Here is an 18,943-nt window from a genome sequence, read left to right as displayed (position 1 = left end):
GGATGGGAATGAAAAAGGTTGCTTCATTGGAAACAAATTATATGAAACAACAAGAGATTACAATGAGGAAGGCGGCAAGAAGAAAAAAGCTTCTTATACGCAGGCTAACAGCATTCCTTATCCTGACAATTGCTCTGTCTTCATTGGTTATATCCTCCTTTGTTTCTAAAAATTCAGTGCTAGCCGAGAAACAAAAGGAAAAGGCAAAATTGGAAGAGACTCTTGCCAGCTTGGAAAAAAGACAAGCTTCATTGGAGAATGAACTTGTTAAGTTAAATGATGAAGAATACATAGCTAAACTTGCGCGAAGAGATTACTTTCTATCTGAGAAAGGGGAAATCATTTTTAATCTTCCGGAAACCAAAAAGAAAAAAGAGAAGGAAAAGGAGTCTTATTGACACCTTTTTCAAAAGTTAGATATAATATAAGGTAAGGTTACTTTTATACTTTTAAGGAGGATAAATTTTTTTATGTCGATCGAAGTAGGCAGCAAGGTACAAGGCAAGGTAACAGGCATTACTCATTTTGGGGCGTTTGTGGAATTACCCGGTGGCTCCACAGGACTTGTTCACATCAGTGAAGTGGCCGATAATTATGTAAAAGATATTAAAGACCATTTAACTGTTGGGGATGAAGTCCTCGTGAAAGTGTTAAATGTTGAGAAAGACGGTAAAATTGGCTTGTCTATTCGTAAAGCAAAAGACCAGCCATCGAGTCAATCCCATTCAAACCATCATCGTGACAATCATCGTCATAACCGGATGAATGATCGTACGAAGGAAAGCTTTGAAGCGAAAATGAATCGCTTTTTAAAGGATAGTGAGGATCGCCTATCTTCTTTAAAGCGTAATACAGAATCAAAACGTGGCGGACGTGGTGCAAGACGCGGTTAACTTGCTGTCTGTTTTTTTAAATAAAGTGACCCTTCTACTCTGTTTATGGAGTGGAGGGGTTATTTTACTTTTGAAAGACAAGAAATATTAATTGGAAAGTAGCACATTTACGTAATGATTAGCATGCAGAATTACTTACATTCTTTTAAAACAATGATTGACAAGCTTCTAAGATAATTGTATTATAGAATCTGTGCCTTTGGCATGGATAACTTGGCGGTGTAGCTCAGCTGGCTAGAGCGTACGGTTCATACCCGTGAGGTCGGGGGTTCGATCCCCTCCGCCGCTATAACGAAAAGCGAAGCCGACTGTTTAGCTGCGTACAAACCTTGGATTATAAGGATGAACAGCTAAAGACGCGCCGTCCTGGCGCAACGCTGTTCTGATCTACATCCTGTAGGCCTGAGATAAAGGAAACACGATGAATCCGAAGGGTGAATCGATGTTGACTTATCGTAGGAAGGCACCGAAAGTTTGCTAGCAGCTAGGCGCTGTAGCTGGACAAAAAGAAAAGCATAGACAACTAATTTAGTTGCGTAAAAAAATAAATAACAAAATCCAGCATTTAGGTTTAACATGTCGGATATAAATTACAAGTTTCTTGTTTTTACAAGGACTTGTTTTTTTATGTTTATTCATACTTTCTTCATAAATTTCTAAACATCTGGGATTTTGCCTCATTTAGTCGAACTTTTCTTTCAACTCCCTCCCTAGAATTGACAAAGTTTTAGAATATGCTCCTTTATAATAAATTTAATCATAACTTTGTGTGGGGAGTGCGATTAAAAATGGATAAAGGGGAAAGAGGCTTTGCGGAGACATCTATTCAGAATTCGACTTTAGGGGGAACGAGACTAGAGATTTCAAATGGCTTCAAAAAGGTAATACAGAAATTAGAGAATTTAATTTTGCAAAAGGGTTTAGCTTTATTTTTGGTTGCCTTGCTTTTAGGACGAGCTCTTATTTTGTCGCAGTTGACTCCTTTTATATTGCCGTTTTTTGCTGTTGTCTATTTAATGAGAAAGGACAAAGCCCCGATTGTATTACTTGGCCTTTTAGTAGGTTCGTTTACACTTGGGATAGGCAATACGATTTATACCTTTGGACTATGTTTTATTTATCTTATTAGTCTTAAGCTATTTTCCTTAATCACCCAACCAAGTGTGAAATTACTACCTTATGGTGTATTACTAATTTCCCTTTTTGTAAAATGTGGTTGGCTTTTTCTCCAAAATGGACAAACCATTTCACAGTTCGACGCTTTGATGGCAGGTGTAGAAGCAAGTTTAAGTTTTGTTTTAGTCTTTATTTTCATGCAAAGTATTCCTTTTCTTACAACTAAAAGGCGGAAAAAGTCTTTAAAAACAGAAGAGGTCGTAAGTCTCATCATTTTACTTGCTTCCATAATGACTGGAACAATTGGGTGGACAGTATATGATTTGTCTGTTGAACATATTTTATCTCGTTATCTTGTTATTCTCTTTGCTTTTACGGCAGGGGCAACGGTAGGCTCAACCGTTGGGGTTGTAACAGGACTTATTTTTAGCTTAGCCAGTGTAAGTAGCCTCCTTCAAATGAGCTTACTGGCATTTGCAGGGTTATTAGGTGGTTTGTTAAAAGAAGGAAAGCAATTAGGTACAGCATTTGGCCTAATGATTGCGACCTTGTTAATGGGATTGTATGGAGAAGCGAATTCTCCTTTGCTTGATACGATTTATGAATCCACTATTGCTATTTTTCTTTTATTGATTACACCTAAAAACTGGTCTGAGAATATTGCACGCTATATTCCAGGTACTAATGAGTATACTCAGGATCAGCAAAGATATGCTAGAAAAATTCGTGATATTACAGTAAAAAGGGTAGAGCAATTTTCATCTGTCTTTCAAGCATTGTCCAATAGTTTCTCACAAACGGAAAAAGCAAATGAATCAGAAAAGATAGAGCAAGAATTTGATTATTTTCTAAGTGATGTGACGGAAAAGACTTGCCAAATGTGTTATAAGAAGGCTCAATGTTGGGGTGCGGATAACTTTGATACAACCTATGATTTAATGAAGAATATTATGAATGAAATGGATGAAAATACCGGGAACATACCCAATTCTCTTAATCAACAGTTGGAGCGACAGTGTAATCGTTCGCAAAAAGTTAAAAATGCTATTCATCAAGGACTGAACGTCTACCAAGCAAATCAGCAATTGAAGTTACAGGTTAAGGAAAGTAGGAAACTCGTTGCAGAGCAATTGTTAGGGGTTTCTGAAGTAATGGGAGATTTTGCGAAGGAAATTCAGAGAGAACAAGCTAATCATCAAAAACAGGAGGAAGTAATTTTAGATGCTTTACAGGATTTTGGAATCGAGATTGAAGAAGTGGAAATTTACAGCTTAGTACCAGGTAATATCGATATCGATATTACTTTACCGGGACAAAATATACTGGGAGAATGTGAAAAGATAATTGCCCCTCTACTTTCTGATATTTTAAATGAAACAATCATTGTTCAGAAGGAGGAACAAGGATCATTTGAACTTCTGTATGCTACCTTCCGTTCTGCTAAGACATATGTTGTGGAAACAGGTGTAGCCCATGCAGCAAAAGGCGGTGGTTTTTTATCTGGGGATAGTTATTCGATGATTGAGTTAGGGCCTGGGAAATTTGCCGCTGCTATTAGTGATGGAATGGGGAATGGAGAGAGAGCCCACCATGAGAGTAGTGAGACGCTGAAACTATTGCAGAAGATTTTAAAATCAGGTATAGAAGAGAAAGTAGCAATTAAGTCAGTTAATTCAATTTTATCCTTGCGGTCAACTGATGAGATCTTCTCAACCCTAGACTTAGCTGTCATTGATTTACAAGATGCTGAGACAAAGTTTCTGAAGATTGGGTCCACTCCTAGCTTTATAAAAAGGGGAAATAAAATCTTGAAAATTGAAGCGGCCAATTTGCCGATAGGGATGATACAAGAGTTTGATGTTGATGTTGTCACCGAACAGTTAAAAGCGGGAGACTTATTAATTATGATGAGTGACGGTATTTTTGAGGGTCCAAAAAATGTAGAAAACTATGAAATTTGGATGAAACGAAAACTGCGTGAAATAGAAACGGACGATCCCCAAGCAATTTCAGACTTAATTATGGAAGAGGTGATCCGAACTTGTTCAGGAACGATATCAGATGATATGACGATTATGGCGTTGAAGATAAAGCATAACACTCCTAAGTGGGCGGCTATTCCAGTAAGAAGTAGAGAAATGAAAATCTCCTAGCAATTGTATAAAATTCCCTATTTGAGGCGAGGATGTTAAAAACAGGAGGCGAACTGAAGCACGACCGGAACAAGGGTATGTGACAACTGATGGACTTTTGCCGAATCCTAAACCAGTTGCTTGAGCATTTATTCCTGTTTAATCATCCAAACGGAGGGGAGATTATGACGAAAAGTCCTTTAAAGCAAATTTTACTCATCACAGATGGATGTTCCAATCAAGGAGAAGATCCGGTTGCGATGGCGGCTTTAGCGAATGAAAATGGGATTACAGTGAATGTTATTGGTGTTGTTGAAAATGAGTCGATTGAACATAAAGGTGTCCAAGAAATTGAAGGAATTGCGGCTTCTGGTGGTGGGATTAGTCAAATTGTGTATGCAGAACAATTATCACAAACAGTGCAAATGGTAACTAGAAAGGCGATGACCCAAACCTTACAAGGTGTAGTGAATAAAGAGTTACGACAGATCTTAGGGAAAGAGACAGATATGGAGGAACTTCCTCCAGACCAAAGAGGTGAGATCTTAGAGGTTGTCGATGAACTTGGTGAAACATCCGATATTGAAGTTTTAGTTTTGGTAGATACAAGTGCCAGTATGAAAACAAAGCTCCCAACAGTCAAAGAGGCGTTACTGGATTTGTCTTTAAGTTTAAATGCCCGTATGGGGCATAATCGCTTTGCTGTCTTTATATTTCCTGGGAAAAGGAAAGAAGTTGAAAAGCTTTTAGATTGGACGCCTAATTTAGAGTTATTAACTTCAACTTTTCCAAAATTAGCTGTTGGTGGGATAACACCAACTGGGCCCGCAATACGTGAAGCCATGACTTATTTTAAGAAAAGGCGTTCTTTGAGAGGACTGCTAGCAAATGATGATGAATACATGGAAGACTCAATGTAAATTCTTACCTGGAACCGTCATAATTGGAAAATGGCATGGTGGGAATTACCAAATTATCAGGGAACTTGGTTCTGGAGCAAATGGGATTGTCTACCTAGCTAAGGGAGTGAGAGGGCATACTGCGTTAAAAATGAGTATGGATAGCCTTTCGATTACATCCGAAGTCAATGTTCTGAAAGCTTTCTCTAAGGTCCCAGGGGATTCCCCAGGACCTTCTTTGTATGAAATGGATGATTGGGAGAGTCCACGGGGGAGAATTCACTTTTATACAATGGAATATATACAAGGTCCAGACATGCTGACCTTTATCAAGAAAAACGGGCAGACATGGGTAGGAATTTTGATTGTGCAACTGTTAGATACACTAGAGAAGCTTCACCAAGAAGGTTGGACTTTCGGTGATCTGAAGCCGGAAAATTTAATTGTATCAGGCCCACCACCTAGAATTCGCTTTATTGATGTTGGTGGCACTACTATAAAGGGAAGAGCAATCAAGGAATTCACGGAGTTTTTTGATAGGGGTTATTGGGGCTTGGGTTCTCGTAAGTCAGAACCAACCTATGATTTATTTTCTACCGCTATGCTTTTTATTCATATGTACTACCCTAAAAAGTTTTCAAGAGTCGGTGATGGAAAGAAGCAGTTGATTCAGCAAATCGATTCCCATTCTGAATTATCTCGTTTTAGTCCAGTTCTTCGGAAAGCTCTATTCGGTGAATATGGTTCAGCGAAAAAGATGAAGGGGGATCTGCTTATTTTATTATCTGATAAAAGGGATAAGCCAGTGACATATGCGAGACGGTCCGCTACAAGACAAAAGAAAAACAAAAAATCAGGTTCTATGAAGGAAACTGTAATGGTTTTATTACTCACGATTGTGCTTTATGCGCTCTATATTTATAGTTATCTTCTGTAAAATATTAGCTTGTTGCAAACATATTATATTCTAATTCCAATAAGCTTATAAAGGGAAGTTTTGCGACTGGAGATGACCGAAGTGAAATGGTAACATAATTTATGAGTAATTGTGTGATGAAAAGACAGATTGGAAAAGCGGACGAATATGTTTTAATTTAAAGACAAGCATGGTGGGAAAGAGGAACGTTATTATTTGTTAGTCTTTGAAGGTAAGTATCTGCACTTTTCTTGTAAAGGGATGGAAAAAATGTTGCAGTTTGAGAAGAAGACAGAAGCTTTTATAAAAAGTCGTGAACTGATTGAAAAAGGAGATTATCTTGTAGCAGCTGTATCAGGAGGACCTGATTCTTTGGCGCTGATTGACTATTTTATTAACCGGAAAGAAAAATATGGAATACAATTAGCTGTTGCGCATGTGGACCATATGTTAAGAGGTGAAGAATCGGTACAAGATCTTTTATTTGTAAAAGGATATTGTGAGAAAAGATCAATACCATTCCATAGTGTAGCGATTGATATTAAACGAAAAATGGAAATGGACAAAACGGGCATGCAAGAAACAGCCAGAAAGTATCGTTATCAATTTTTACTGAGAGTAATGGAAGAAATAAATGCAAATAAACTGATGGTTGCCCACCATGGGGACGATCAGATGGAGACCATTCTAATGCGACTGACGAGAGGAGCAACTGGACAGGCTAGAGCAGGAATGAAGGTTAGACGCTCATTTGGTAAGGGAGAGCTTATTCGGCCTTTGCTTGCTGTCTCTAGGCAAGAAGTTGAGGAATATTGCCATTATTATAAGTTGGAGCCGAGGATAGACCCAAGTAACGAAAAACGGGACTATGCAAGAAATCGATTCCGCCTTGATGTCCTTCCGATTCTTAAGCAAGAAAATGGACAAGCATTGGAACATTTTCAACGTTTTCATGACGATTTAACGGAAGATGAGGTCTATTTACAAAGCGAGGCAAAAGCCCGATTTAATAAAATATGTCAAGTCGATGAAAATCAAGAAATTCATTTAGATATTCCTTCCTTTTTAGTGGAACCTTTGCCTTTACAAAGAAGAGTGATTCATCTAATATTAAACTATCTTTACCAATATAATACACCTGATATTTTAGCTGTACATACTGATTTGATTCAGCGATTATTGAGGTCCGAAAATCCATCTGGAAGGCTCGATTTTCCTAAAGGAATGAAGGTTATTCGCTCTTATGCATCATGTTGCTTCACTTTTAAGGAGAGAAGTGAACTTCAGTCACCTTATTATTATGAGTTATATGAGGGGAATAAAGCGGTTTTACCAAATGGTGGAACTTTGGAATTAGGAATAGCACAAGAGATGCTTATAAAAGAGGATTTAAATTCATTTTTGATAGATGGGAGAGAAATTGAATTCCCATTAATTATTCGGACTAGAAAACCAGGTGATAGAATAAGTTTAAAAGGAATGAAGGGAAGCAAAAAGATCAAGGACATTTTTATTGACCAGAAGGTTTCTTTGGAAGAACGGAAGATTTGGCCGATCGTAGTTGATAATACTGGCAAGATCCTGTGGATCCCTGGTTTGAAAAAGTCTAGCTTTGAAGGAAAATCCCAAAATAGTCATAATTATGTTCTATTATATGATCAAACCCAAACAATTTCGGGGGGCAGGATGAATTGAAAAATGATATTAAGGAAGTTCTGATAACAGAAGAGGAAATTAATGAGAAAATTTCAGAGTTAGCGGCTCAACTTACGGAAGAATATGATGGGCGATTTCCACTCGCAATTGGTGTCCTTAAGGGAGCCATCCCGTTTATGACAGATTTATTAAAACGGGTTGATACATATTTGGAAGTAGATTTTATGGATGTCTCAAGTTATGGGGGCGGAACTGTATCCTCGGGAGAAGTTAAAATTCTAAAGGACTTGAATACCCCTGTTGAAGGCAGAGATATTTTAATTATTGAAGATATCATTGATAGTGGATTAACTTTAAGTTATCTAGTAGATCTATTCCGTTATCGGAAAGCAAAATCGATCAAAATTGTGACATTGCTTGATAAACCGTCTAACAGAAAAGGAAATATTGAAGCAGATTACGTAGGTTTTACTGTTCCAGATGCCTTTGTTGTAGGTTATGGACTTGATTATGCGGAGAAATACCGCAATCTCCCTTATATAGGGGTATTAAAACCGAAAGTTTATGAAAAGAATGAATAACGATAAAAAAGTTTCTCAACTAATGTTGAATAGTTGTAAAAATGCAAACAGCTATGATACTATTGAAGATAGTTTTTTTACCGTGGGAGGAGGTAAGGGATGAACCGGGTTTTGCGAAATGTCATTTTTTATGGACTCATCTTTCTTGTTTTAGTTGGAATTTTGAGTTGGTTTAAAAACAGTAATGAAGTGACGAAACCTATTACGTATAATGAATTTGTAGCACATTTGGAAAATGGCGATATAGAAAAATATACAATGCAGCCTGAACGAGGCGTTTATGAAATTAAAGGACAATTGAAAGGGGCAAAAGAAGGAGACTTCTTTATTACATATGTAATGAATAGTCCTGCAATGCTTGATCGCATTGATACAGCCTCAAGTGATTTGGAAGTGAAACCAGCAAAAGAGACAAGTGTTTGGGTCTCATTCTTAACTGGGATCATTCCGTTTATTATTATCTTTATTTTATTCTTCTTCCTTTTAAATCAAGCTCAAGGTGGCGGCAGCCGCGTGATGAACTTTGGGAAGAGTAAAGCAAAGTTATATTCTGAAGAAAAGAAGAAGGTGCGCTTTAGAGATGTAGCGGGCGCAGATGAAGAAAAACAAGAATTAGTAGAAGTTGTGGATTTCTTAAAGGACCCTAGAAAGTATACTGAATTGGGTGCGAGTATACCAAAAGGGATATTATTAGTTGGGCCACCTGGAACAGGTAAAACGCTTCTTGCTCGTGCAGTAGCCGGAGAAGCGGGTGTACCATTCTTCTCTATCAGTGGTTCTGACTTTGTTGAAATGTTTGTTGGTGTTGGGGCATCCCGTGTTCGTGATTTATTTGAGAATGCTAAAAAGAATTCCCCGTGTATTATCTTTATTGATGAAATAGATGCAGTTGGTCGCCAACGTGGTGCAGGTCTTGGTGGTGGGCATGATGAGCGTGAACAAACACTAAACCAGTTACTTGTTGAAATGGATGGGTTTGGTGAAAATGAAGGAATTATCATTATCGCCGCTACAAACCGTCCTGATATCTTAGACCCAGCATTATTACGTCCAGGTCGTTTTGATCGACAAATCACAGTAGATCGACCAGATGTAAAAGGTCGTGAAGCGGTATTACGCGTTCATGCCCGGAATAAGCCTCTTGATGCTTCTGTGGATTTAAAGGCGATTGCGATGAGAACGCCAGGATTTTCAGGTGCAGACTTAGAAAACTTGTTAAACGAAGCGGCGTTAGTTGCTGCTAGGGTAAATAAGAAGAAAATTGATATGGAAGATGTTGATGAAGCGACAGATCGTGTGATTGCAGGTCCTGCGAAGAAAACCCGCGTCATTTCGAAGAAGGAAAGAAATATTGTTGCTTATCATGAAGGTGGCCATACAGTTATTGGTCTTGTGTTAGAAGAAGCCGAAATGGTTCATAAAGTAACCATCGTACCACGTGGGCAAGCTGGTGGTTATGCAGTTATGCTACCTAAGGAAGATCGTTATTTTATGACGAAACCGGAATTGCTTGATAAGATTACTGGTTTATTAGGTGGGCGTGTTGCAGAAGAAATCACCTTTGGTGAAGCTTCTACAGGTGCACATAATGACTTCCAACGTGCTACTGGCATAGCGAGAAAAATGGTTACTGAATTTGGGATGAGTGAAAAACTTGGTCCCCTCCAGTTTGGTCAATCACAAGGTGGTCAAGTGTTCTTAGGCCGCGATATTAACAATGAGCAGAATTATTCTGATGCCATTGCTTATGAGATTGATTTGGAGATTCAACGCATTATTAAAGAATGTTATGATCGGGCTACAAAAATTCTTACGGAAAATAAAGATAAGCTTGAATTAATTGCCCAAACTCTTCTTGATATTGAAACATTAGATGCTGAACAAATTCGTAGCTTGTACGAAGATGGTAAGCTTCCTGAAGGTCGAACTGGCAACACTGAAAAGGTAGACCCAGCGATTACTATTCAACCTAAGGAAAAAACAGAAGAAGATTTAACAATTACAGAACAGCGTGAAGATGACCCAATTTCTGGCCAACCAGGTAAATTAGGTCCAAGTCAACGTCCAGATGGAATGGACAACGATGATACTAAAAATGAATAAGTAAAATTGCTTTTGAAGGAGGGTCTGCGACTCTCCTTTCTTGTTTGCTATAAAGGATTATGTCCGTATTGGACCCAAATTGTTTCTATTTAGGAACAATTGGGTCCTTTTTGTTTTAAACTCTGTGAGCCTCTAATTGCGATTGCCTGCTGCCACCCATCGGACCACCGGTCAATTTTATCTTGTTTATCTGATTCGGGAATTTTTTTATTGACATTTAAATATGTATGAGTGTACTATCATAGTAATACAGTTTTGGGATTTATATTGAAATGTGAAAATAGATGATGGGAGCTTACAAATGGGGATTTTTAAAAGGGGTTTACTGTTGATATTGTTTATACTGGTGATGCTATCAGGGTGCAGTAATAGTGTTGTAGAGAATGCAGATCAATACGTTTCTTCGATTGAGCAAATTACTTTGCCGGATGGAGTAAGGGTGATTGGACTTGGAGAAGCAACCCATGGAAATATTGAATTTCAGCAATTGAAGAAAGATGTATTTGAGGCGCTAATTACAAACGAGGATGTTTATGTTTTTGTTCTGGAAGGTGATTTTGGTAGTAGTCAGATTATAAATCACTTTATTTTAACAGGAGAGGGAACGGCTAAAGATGCTGTAAATGCACTCGATTATCCGATTTATCGAACTGAGCAAATGATTAAGTTTGTACAATGGATGCATGATTATAATAGGAAGGCAAACGCCGATAAAAAAATAACTTTCTATGGGAATGATATGCAACGGTACGACTATAGTAAAGAAGGTCTTCTTGATTATTATGAAGTGGTCAATCCAGAGGCGGCAAATGCTCTAACTGAACAATTGAATTATGTTTCGAATGATACAATGCGTACATTAACTGCAGCTCAGTTACAAGAAGTGAATGATATTATGGACAATATTAAATTAGATTTACAGTCAAATAAAGAGATATATGTCCAACAATCTTCACCTGATGACTTTGCTATTGCTTTACAATATATGGAGATAATAAGACAGCGCACAGAATTACTATTAACGGATGATAAACATTATGCGAGAGTTCGTGATCAATACTTGGCAGATAATTTACAATGGATCATTGATTATGAAGAAACCCGTGGTCATGATAAAATACTTATTTCGGCTCATAATGGGCATATCGAAAAAACCTCTGCCTCATTAGCTGGATATAAATCTATGGGGAATTATTTAGCTGAACGATATGGAGAGGAATACTTTGCGATTGGCACGGAATTCATGGATAATACATTTCAGGCGCTTAACGGCGGTTCAGATGAGCGTGAACAATTCACTGTAAAACATCATAGTCAATTGACGGATGCTTTTGGTGATATAGAATCAAATGAATTCTATGTCGATTTTAAAACGGCTAGTCAATCAGCTGAATTATCGAAAATTATTCATAGTGAGCAAAGGATGGGGAATATAGGCGATGATTTCCGTGCATGGTATAAGATAGCGAAGATGTTTTATACCATTAAAATGAAGCCTGTTGATGCATATGACGGCCTTATTATTGTGAAGGAGTCAAAGCCAACAACAGTACTAGAATAATCAAGGAGAATCAATATTGCGATTGTTTGGTAGCCTAGGGATCCGCTTGGGAATAACCTTTTTTATCGTTCTTACAGACTCCCTTCGTGTGCTTGAAGTGAGTCTTAATATATCCCCTCAATAAAGTATTTGTGGTATGATGTTTTGAGAAAAAGTCCAATAAAAAGTGGTGAAACGATTGATTTTAGTTTTGGATGTAGGAAATACCAATATTGTACTTGGTGTATATCATCGAGATCAGCTAAAATACCATTGGCGAATGCAAACCAATCGTCATAAAACAGAAGATGAATATGGAATGGGTATTAAAATGCTCTTTCAACATGAAGGAATTCAGTTTAAAGATATTCAAGGAGTGATTATTTCTTCTGTTGTGCCTCCATTGATGTTCACGCTAGAAAAGATGTGTGAAAAATACTTTCATGTTAACCCAAAGATTGTTGGTCCAGGTATTAAAACAGGATTAAATATAAAATATGATAATCCCCGCGAAGTAGGAGCCGATCGGATTGTCAATGCTGTTGCGGGAATTCATGAATATGGAAGTCCCCTGATTATAGTGGATTTTGGAACAGCTACGACCTTTTGCTATATCAATGAGAAAAGTGAATATATGGGTGGAGTCATTGCTCCAGGGATTGGTATTTCTACGGAAGCCCTATATAATCGAGCTGCAAAGCTTCCGAGAATAGAAATTACACATGTGGACGAAATCATTGGCAAAAATACAGTCGCAGCAATGCAAGCTGGTATTTTGTTTGGATTTGTTGGACAAGTAGAAAGTATTGTGCAGCGAATCATTGATACATGTCAGGTGAAGCCAACAGTCATCGCTACTGGAGGGCTTGCTAATTTAATTGCAACAGAGACAGAAATGATCGATATTGTAGATCCGGATCTTACTTTAAAAGGACTACAATTGATTTATAAACGAAATGAATGAAAGGTGGGCTCTTAATGGAGGACTACTTAGTGAAGGCCATTGCTTATAATGGTCAAGTGCGCGCATATGCGGCGATTACAACAAATACGGTTGGGGAAGCTCAACGTAGGCATCAAACTTGGCCCACGGCATCAGCGGCTTTAGGTCGAACGATGACCGCCGGTGTGATGATGGGTGCAATGTTAAAAGGTGAAGATAAAATAACGATTAAAGTAGAAGGGGGAGGACCGATTGGTATCGTGCTAGCAGATGCGGATGCAAAAGGGCATGTGCGTGGCTATGTAACGAACCCCCAGACGCATTTTGAATTAAATGATATTGGAAAATTGGATGTAAGACGAGCTGTAGGGGTGGATGGCACGTTAACGATTGTGAAAGATGTTGGATTAAGAGACCACTTTTCTGGCCAAGTACCTCTTGTATCAGGCGAAATTGGCGATGATTTCACGTATTATTTTGCTAAATCAGAACAAACGCCATCCTCTGTAGGAGTCGGAGTCCTTGTAAATCCGGATAATTCCATTTTGGCTGCAGGAGGTTTTATTATTCAACTAATGCCTGATGCTGATGAAGAGATTATTTCCGAGATTGAACAAAGTCTACAATCAACTCCTCCTGTTTCCAGCTTAATTGATGAGGGATATACACCCGAGAAAATGTTAGAGAGTTTTTTGAAAGATGTTAACGTCTTAGAAAAACAAGCTGTTGAATTTCGATGCACATGCTCAAAAGAACGTCTATCCAATGCGATAATCAGTTTAGGCAAAGAAGAAATTCATGCCATGATTGAAGAAGATGGGGAAGCAAATGCGCAATGTCATTTTTGTAATGAATCGTATCACTTCTCAAAAGAAGAACTGGAAGAATTGGAAGCAGAAGCCGAAAGGTAAACGAAAGAAGATGCGCTATCTTAGCCATCTTCTTTTTTAAAATAACTGTTTTTTATTGACTTTAAATAGATGTCGTGGTACTTTATAATAAACCTATAAAAATACTAGGAATTAGAGGTGGGAAGATGGCAAATATAGCAAATTCTATAACCGATCTCATTGGAAATACCCCGATTGTGAAACTCAATCGATTAACAGATGAAAATAGTGCAGATATTTATTTGAAATTAGAGTATATGAACCCTGGCAGCAGTGTAAAGGATCGTATTGCTCTAGCAATGATCGAGGCTGCTGAAAAGAGTGGTAAATTAAAAGAAGGCGATACCATTATTGAGCCAACAAGTGGGAATACGGGAATTGGCTTAGCGATGGTTGCAGCCGCTAAAGGATATCGTTCGGTTCTAGTTATGCCGGATACAATGAGTATGGAACGACGTAATTTATTGAAAGCTTATGGGGCTGATTTAATCTTAACTCCAGGAGCAGAGGGGATGAACGGAGCGATTAAAAAGGCCAATGAATTAGCTGAAGAACATGGCTATTTCATTCCTCAACAATTTGAAAATCCTTCTAACCCTGAAATTCATCGTTTAACAACAGGAAAAGAAATTGTCGAGCAAATGGGAGATCAACTTGATGGCTTCGTAGCAGGTATTGGTACAGGTGGTACAATTACTGGAGCTGGTGAAGTATTAAAAGAACATTATCCAAATATCAAGATCTATGCTGTTGAACCTGAAGATTCTCCTGTTTTATCAGGAGGTAAGCCGGGCCCGCATAAAATTCAAGGGATAGGCGCAGGATTTGTTCCAAGCATTCTAGACACGCATATTTACGACGGGATAATCAAAATCGAAAATGAAGAAGCATTTGAGTGGGCAAGAAAGGCAGCTTGTGAGGAAGGGGTACTAGGTGGTATTTCTTCTGGAGCGGCAATTGCTGCAGCTTTAAAGGTAGCAAAGGAACTTGGTAAAGGCAAAAAGGTGTTAGCTGTTATTCCAAGTAATGGAGAACGTTATTTAAGTACTCCTCTCTATCAATTTGATGATTAAATATGAAAAACTTGGTGCGAGCGCGCACCAAGTTTTTTTATTCGTGCCCGAGAAAGCCTTTCTTTTCAAAAATGATATTTAAGGGTAGACTGGAGATGTATGTTTTAATAGGAAGGTGTTTAAGTTGAAAGAAACAATAAAATGTGGCAAGTATACATTGAATTTTAAAAATAAAACGCTTATTATGGGCATTTTAAATGTAACACCGGATTCCTTTTCTGATGGTGGGCGATATAATAACGAATCATTTGCGCTACAGCATGCATTAGAAATGATAAAAAATGGGGCAGATATTATTGATATTGGCGGAGAATCAACAAGACCTGGTCATGATCCAGTTTCTGTTGACGAGGAAATAGCAAGAATAGTCCCTGTTGTTGAATCTTTGGCAGCTAAAATTAAAGTGCCTATTTCCGTTGATACATATAAAGCACAGACAGCTGAGCGGGCGGTAGATGCTGGGGCAACGATTATTAATGATATTTGGGGAGCGAAAAAGGATCCTGAAATTGCTGATGTTGCAGCAGCTAAGGGGGTCCCTATTATCCTCATGCATAATCGTGATAATCGAAATTATAACTTCTTTATCCGTGATGTGCTCCAAGATTTATATGAGAGCATATCTATTGCGAAAAAGGCTGGAGTCCCAGATGAAAATATCATTTTAGACCCTGGAATTGGCTTTGCGAAGGATTATAAGGAAAACATGGAGATGATGAGAAACTTAGATAAATTAGTAGGACTTGGTTATCCAGTTCTATTAGCGACTTCTCGTAAAAGAATGATTGGTGAGGCGTTAGATTTACCTGTTGACGAACGGGTGGAAGGAACTGGAGCGACAGTCTGCTATGGTATTCAAAAAGGATGCCATATGGTACGTGTTCATGATGTAAAAGAAGTGAGCAGAATGGCCGCTATGATGGATGCTTTAGTCAAAAGGGGCGAATAACGTGGATAAAATTTATTTAAATCAATTGGAATTCTATGGCTATCACGGCGTGCTTCCAGAAGAGAATCGACTCGGACAGAGATTTATTGTTGACCTCATAATCGAAAGCGATCTTAAAGAAGCGGGTGTAAAGGATGATTTAGCTAAGACGATCAATTACGCTGATGTCTATGAAGACTGCAGGCGAATTGTGGAGAAGGAGAAATATGAATTAATTGAAGCGATTGCTGAGAAATTAGCGTCTGTCTTGCTGAGTAAATATGAATTAATCAAGCGCGTAACAGTAAAGGTTGTAAAGCCCGATCCTCCTATCCCAGGCCATTATCATTCAGTTGCAGTGGAAATCATAAGGGAGAAATTATAATGGAAAATGTGGCATTTATATCTTTAGGTTCGAATATGGGAAATAGGTTAGAGTACCTAAAACAAGCTATTAAAAGATTGAGTCATTGTTCTGAAGTGCAAATAGAAAAGTTATCCTCCATTTATGAGACAGAGCCAATTGGCTTCACGGATCAAGATCAGTTTCTAAATATGGTTATAAAAATTTCCACGTCATTATCACCACATCAATTATTAACCCTTTGTTTAGATGTCGAGCGTGAGATTGGACGAATTCGAGAGTTTAAGTGGGGGCCAAGGGTTATCGATCTTGACATTTTATTGTATAATAAAGAAAATATTATGATGGAGGATTTACAGATCCCTCATCCGCGTATGAATGAGCGGGCTTTTGTTCTTATTCCTCTTATGGAAATAGACAGTATGCTTTTTCTTCCAAGTTCAAACGCCCCTTTAGTTGAAATCCTGGACGAAATACCTGATAAAGAAGGAGTTCGGTTATGGAAACAGATAAATGGGGAAGACGCATTCGCGCCTTTCGAAAATTAAAAGGTTTTACACAAGAAAGGCTTGCGGAAAGTTTAGGAATTTCCGTTTCCGTTTTTGGAGAAATTGAGCGTGGCACCCGTTTGCCAACTGATCATATGTTAGTGAAGATATCTGAGGTGCTTGGTGTTTCTGTTGAGGAACTCACACCAGAGGATGAAAGAATTAAATAGATAGTAAGCTAAGGTATCTTATACAATGGCTAATATGGAAATGAAAAGCCATGGTATACTTGTTGCTCCGCCATCAAGGCTTGCCCGCGCTTGAAATGGTCAACAGCTTAATTAGTTGATCACTGTACAGATGTAAGTGATCCCCAAAGTTGAATGGGGAGCAGGGGGGCTTATAATCCTGGCAATTCTATAATTTGGTTTCCTCTATAGCAGGAAGTAGACAAGCTTGATCTTTAGTCGGGTTGGCGCATTATTTTGTAGTTAAGAAGAATTTATTTGCGGCTGAAACAACGACTGAGCAACCATTAGGGGGAACAAGCAGGATAACAGAACCGTACTGCTGGTAGACACACTGGCAGTTGTTTTTGTATAGGATTAGGGTTGGTGTCTATTCCCTACACCAAATGGTAAAATTAAAGTATATCCAGCTTTTTAAATTAGATTGGAGTGTTTTTTTATGAGTCAAGAAGAATTGAACGACCAATTACTAGTCAGACGCGAAAAAATGCAAACCTTAAGGGAAGGCGGTATTGATCCTTTTGGGAAACGTTTTGAACGTACCCATAATACAGAGATAATCAAGAATTCTTATGATAAATTTTCTAAAGAGGAATTAGAAGAAAAGGGGATAGAAGTTACCCTTGCCGGTAGGGTAATGACAAAACGCGGAAAAGGGAAGGCTGGTTTCGCTCATATCCAGGATCTTCAAGGCCAAATTCAAATATATGTACGGAAAGATAGCGTTGGAGAAGAGCAGTATGAGCTTTTTAAATCTGTTGATTTAGGCGATTTAGTTGGAGTAACAGGTACTGTATTTAAAACAAAGGTTGGGGAACTCTCTGTTAAAATTACTGATTTTACTTTACTGACTAAAGCTTTACGACCTCTACCAGATAAGTTTCATGGATTAAAAGATGTCGAACAACGCTATCGTCAGCGTTATCTTGATTTAATTACAAATCAGGAGAGTAAGGAAACGTTTATTAAAAGAAGTAAAATCTTACATGAAATTAGGCATTATTTGGATGAAAAGGGGTACTTAGAAGTAGAAACTCCAATGCTACATGCAATTGCTGGTGGGGCAGCTGCTCGTCCATTTGAAACACATCACAATGCTTTGGATATGCCGTTTTATATGAGAATTGCCATTGAACTCCATTTGAAACGCTTGATTGTGGGTGGATTAGAAAAAGTTTATGAGATAGGTCGTGTTTTTAGAAATGAAGGGGTGTCTACGAGACATAACCCGGAATTTACTATGATTGAACTATACGAAGCATATGCAGACTATGAAGATATTATGGAATTAACAGAAAACCTAATTGCACATGTGGCAGAAGCGGTTCTTGGTTCAACGACTGTTCAATATGGAGACTATGAGGTTGATTTAAAACCAAGATGGCGTCGTCTACATATGGTTGATGCTGTTAAAGAATATACTGGCGTTGACTTTTGGAAAGAAATGAATGATGCCGAAGCGAAACAATTGGCTAAAGAAAATGGAATTGAAATTACTGAACATATGACATTTGGGCATATCGTTAATGAGTTTTTTGAACAGAGAGTTGAAGAAAAGCTTATACAACCAACATTTATATATGGACATCCAGTAGAGATATCTCCATTAGCTAAAAAGAATGATAAAGATCAGAGATTTACTGATCGTTTTGAATTGTTTATAGTAGGTAGAGAACATGCTAATGCCTTTACTGAACTTAACGATCCTATTGATCAAAGGCAACGTTTTGAAAGTCAGTTGCTTGAACGTGAACAAGGTAATGATGAAGCGCATGAGATGGATGAGGATTTTGTTGAAGCGCTAGAGTATGGAATGCCGCCGACAGGTGGACTTGGAATAGGGATCGACCGATTGGTAATGTTATTAACAAACGCTCCGTCTATTCGTGATGTACTTTTATTCCCATTAATGAGGAAAAAAGATTAAAAGTGATTATTTATCAGAGACATGGCGAGTTATTTCTCATGTCTCTGAAATATTTTTGATAAATATTTAAAAAAAGTGTTGCATACTTAAAAAAACGGTGGTATATTAATAGTCGTTCCTTAAAACAAGGAAAAAAGAAATTAAAGAAATAAAAAAGTTGTTGACATTGGAAAAGAGATTTGGTATTATAGAAAAGTCGCCAATGAGGGCAACGAAGTTTGATCTTTGAAAACTGAACGAAACGAA

17 protein-coding genes and 1 tRNA gene are annotated in these 18,943 nt (G+C 38.0%); all 18 read left to right on the top strand.

Translation table 11 applies throughout. The features are described from left to right. Nucleotides 1–2: 2 nt before the first annotated feature. The 18 genes from J2Z23_RS18625 (at nt 3) to lysS (ending at nt 18,697) form a co-directional block, all read left to right on the top strand. On the top strand, nt 3–398 hold the full coding sequence (locus tag J2Z23_RS18625) for an FtsB family cell division protein (protein WP_057987705.1): 396 nt from the start codon (nt 3–5) through the stop codon (nt 396–398). 72 nt (nt 399–470) lie between these two features. Then, on the top strand, nt 471–893 hold the full coding sequence (locus J2Z23_RS18620; protein WP_057987707.1) for a S1 domain-containing RNA-binding protein: 423 nt from the start codon (nt 471–473) through the stop codon (nt 891–893). Between the two features lie 215 nt (nt 894–1,108). Then, nucleotides 1,109–1,182: transfer RNA gene (locus tag J2Z23_RS18615), tRNA-Met, on the top strand. A 499-nt stretch (nt 1,183–1,681) separates the two neighbouring features. After that, a complete protein-coding gene (gene spoIIE / locus J2Z23_RS18610; RefSeq protein WP_209974825.1) occupies nt 1,682–4,162 on the top strand; it encodes a stage II sporulation protein E in 2,481 nt (826 codons plus the stop codon). Between the two features lie 164 nt (nt 4,163–4,326). Next, nucleotides 4,327–5,061: a VWA domain-containing protein gene (locus J2Z23_RS18605; RefSeq protein ID WP_057987711.1), complete on the top strand. Its 735-nt coding sequence runs from the start codon at nt 4,327–4,329 to the stop codon at nt 5,059–5,061. Then, on the top strand, nt 5,036–5,977 hold the full coding sequence (locus tag J2Z23_RS18600) for a protein kinase domain-containing protein (protein WP_338018446.1): 942 nt from the start codon (nt 5,036–5,038) through the stop codon (nt 5,975–5,977). Before J2Z23_RS18605 ends, J2Z23_RS18600 begins: the two co-directional genes overlap by 26 nt. A 240-nt stretch (nt 5,978–6,217) precedes the next feature. Next, nucleotides 6,218–7,651 carry a tRNA lysidine(34) synthetase TilS gene (gene tilS, locus J2Z23_RS18595; RefSeq protein WP_238482857.1) on the top strand — a complete coding sequence of 478 codons (1,434 nt, stop codon included), beginning with the start codon at nt 6,218–6,220 and terminating at the stop codon, nt 7,649–7,651. Then, nucleotides 7,648–8,193, top strand: a complete 546-nt coding sequence (gene hpt, locus J2Z23_RS18590) for a hypoxanthine phosphoribosyltransferase (RefSeq protein WP_057987715.1) — start codon at nt 7,648–7,650, stop codon at nt 8,191–8,193. The genes tilS and hpt overlap by 4 nt, the downstream gene beginning before the upstream one ends. Nucleotides 8,194–8,292: 99 nt before the next feature. After that, nucleotides 8,293–10,296, top strand: a complete 2,004-nt coding sequence (gene ftsH / locus J2Z23_RS18585; protein ID WP_209974823.1) for an ATP-dependent zinc metalloprotease FtsH — start codon at nt 8,293–8,295, stop codon at nt 10,294–10,296. Between the two features lie 301 nt (nt 10,297–10,597). Beyond that, nucleotides 10,598–11,857, top strand: a complete 1,260-nt coding sequence (locus tag J2Z23_RS18580) for an erythromycin esterase family protein (protein WP_158323855.1) — start codon at nt 10,598–10,600, stop codon at nt 11,855–11,857. A gap of 178 nt (nt 11,858–12,035) precedes the next feature. Continuing rightward, nucleotides 12,036–12,800, top strand: a complete 765-nt coding sequence (locus tag J2Z23_RS18575) for a type III pantothenate kinase (protein ID WP_057987721.1) — start codon at nt 12,036–12,038, stop codon at nt 12,798–12,800. Nucleotides 12,801–12,814: 14 nt separating this feature from the next. Continuing rightward, nucleotides 12,815–13,690, top strand: a complete 876-nt coding sequence (gene hslO, locus J2Z23_RS18570) for an Hsp33 family molecular chaperone HslO (protein ID WP_057987723.1) — start codon at nt 12,815–12,817, stop codon at nt 13,688–13,690. Nucleotides 13,691–13,815: 125 nt separating this feature from the next. Continuing rightward, complete coding sequence (cysK, locus tag J2Z23_RS18565) at nt 13,816–14,742, top strand: cysteine synthase A (RefSeq protein ID WP_057987725.1); 927 nt, start codon at nt 13,816–13,818, stop codon at nt 14,740–14,742. Between the two features lie 136 nt (nt 14,743–14,878). Next, nucleotides 14,879–15,691: a dihydropteroate synthase gene (gene folP, locus J2Z23_RS18560; RefSeq protein ID WP_338018447.1), complete on the top strand. Its 813-nt coding sequence runs from the start codon at nt 14,879–14,881 to the stop codon at nt 15,689–15,691. 1 nt (nt 15,692) lies between these two features. Continuing rightward, on the top strand, nt 15,693–16,055 hold the full coding sequence (folB, locus tag J2Z23_RS18555) for a dihydroneopterin aldolase (protein ID WP_057987728.1): 363 nt from the start codon (nt 15,693–15,695) through the stop codon (nt 16,053–16,055). Next, on the top strand, nt 16,055–16,582 hold the full coding sequence (gene folK, locus J2Z23_RS18550; RefSeq protein WP_057987730.1) for a 2-amino-4-hydroxy-6-hydroxymethyldihydropteridine diphosphokinase: 528 nt from the start codon (nt 16,055–16,057) through the stop codon (nt 16,580–16,582). The genes folB and folK overlap by 1 nt, the downstream gene beginning before the upstream one ends. Further along, a complete protein-coding gene (locus J2Z23_RS18545) occupies nt 16,534–16,752 on the top strand; it encodes a helix-turn-helix domain-containing protein (protein WP_057987731.1) in 219 nt (72 codons plus the stop codon). Before folK ends, J2Z23_RS18545 begins: the two co-directional genes overlap by 49 nt. Before the next feature lie 457 nt (nt 16,753–17,209). Beyond that, nucleotides 17,210–18,697, top strand: coding sequence for a lysine--tRNA ligase (lysS, locus tag J2Z23_RS18540; protein WP_064468023.1), 1,488 nt, complete (start codon nt 17,210–17,212; stop codon nt 18,695–18,697). Nucleotides 18,698–18,943: the final 246 nt, after the last annotated feature.

Source organism: Lederbergia galactosidilytica (assembly GCF_017873565.1).
Taxonomy (GTDB): domain Bacteria; phylum Bacillota; class Bacilli; order Bacillales; family Bacillaceae_C; genus Lederbergia; species Lederbergia galactosidilytica.
Note: the sequence above shows the minus strand (reverse complement) of the source record. Positions and strands in the feature narration are given on the sequence as shown.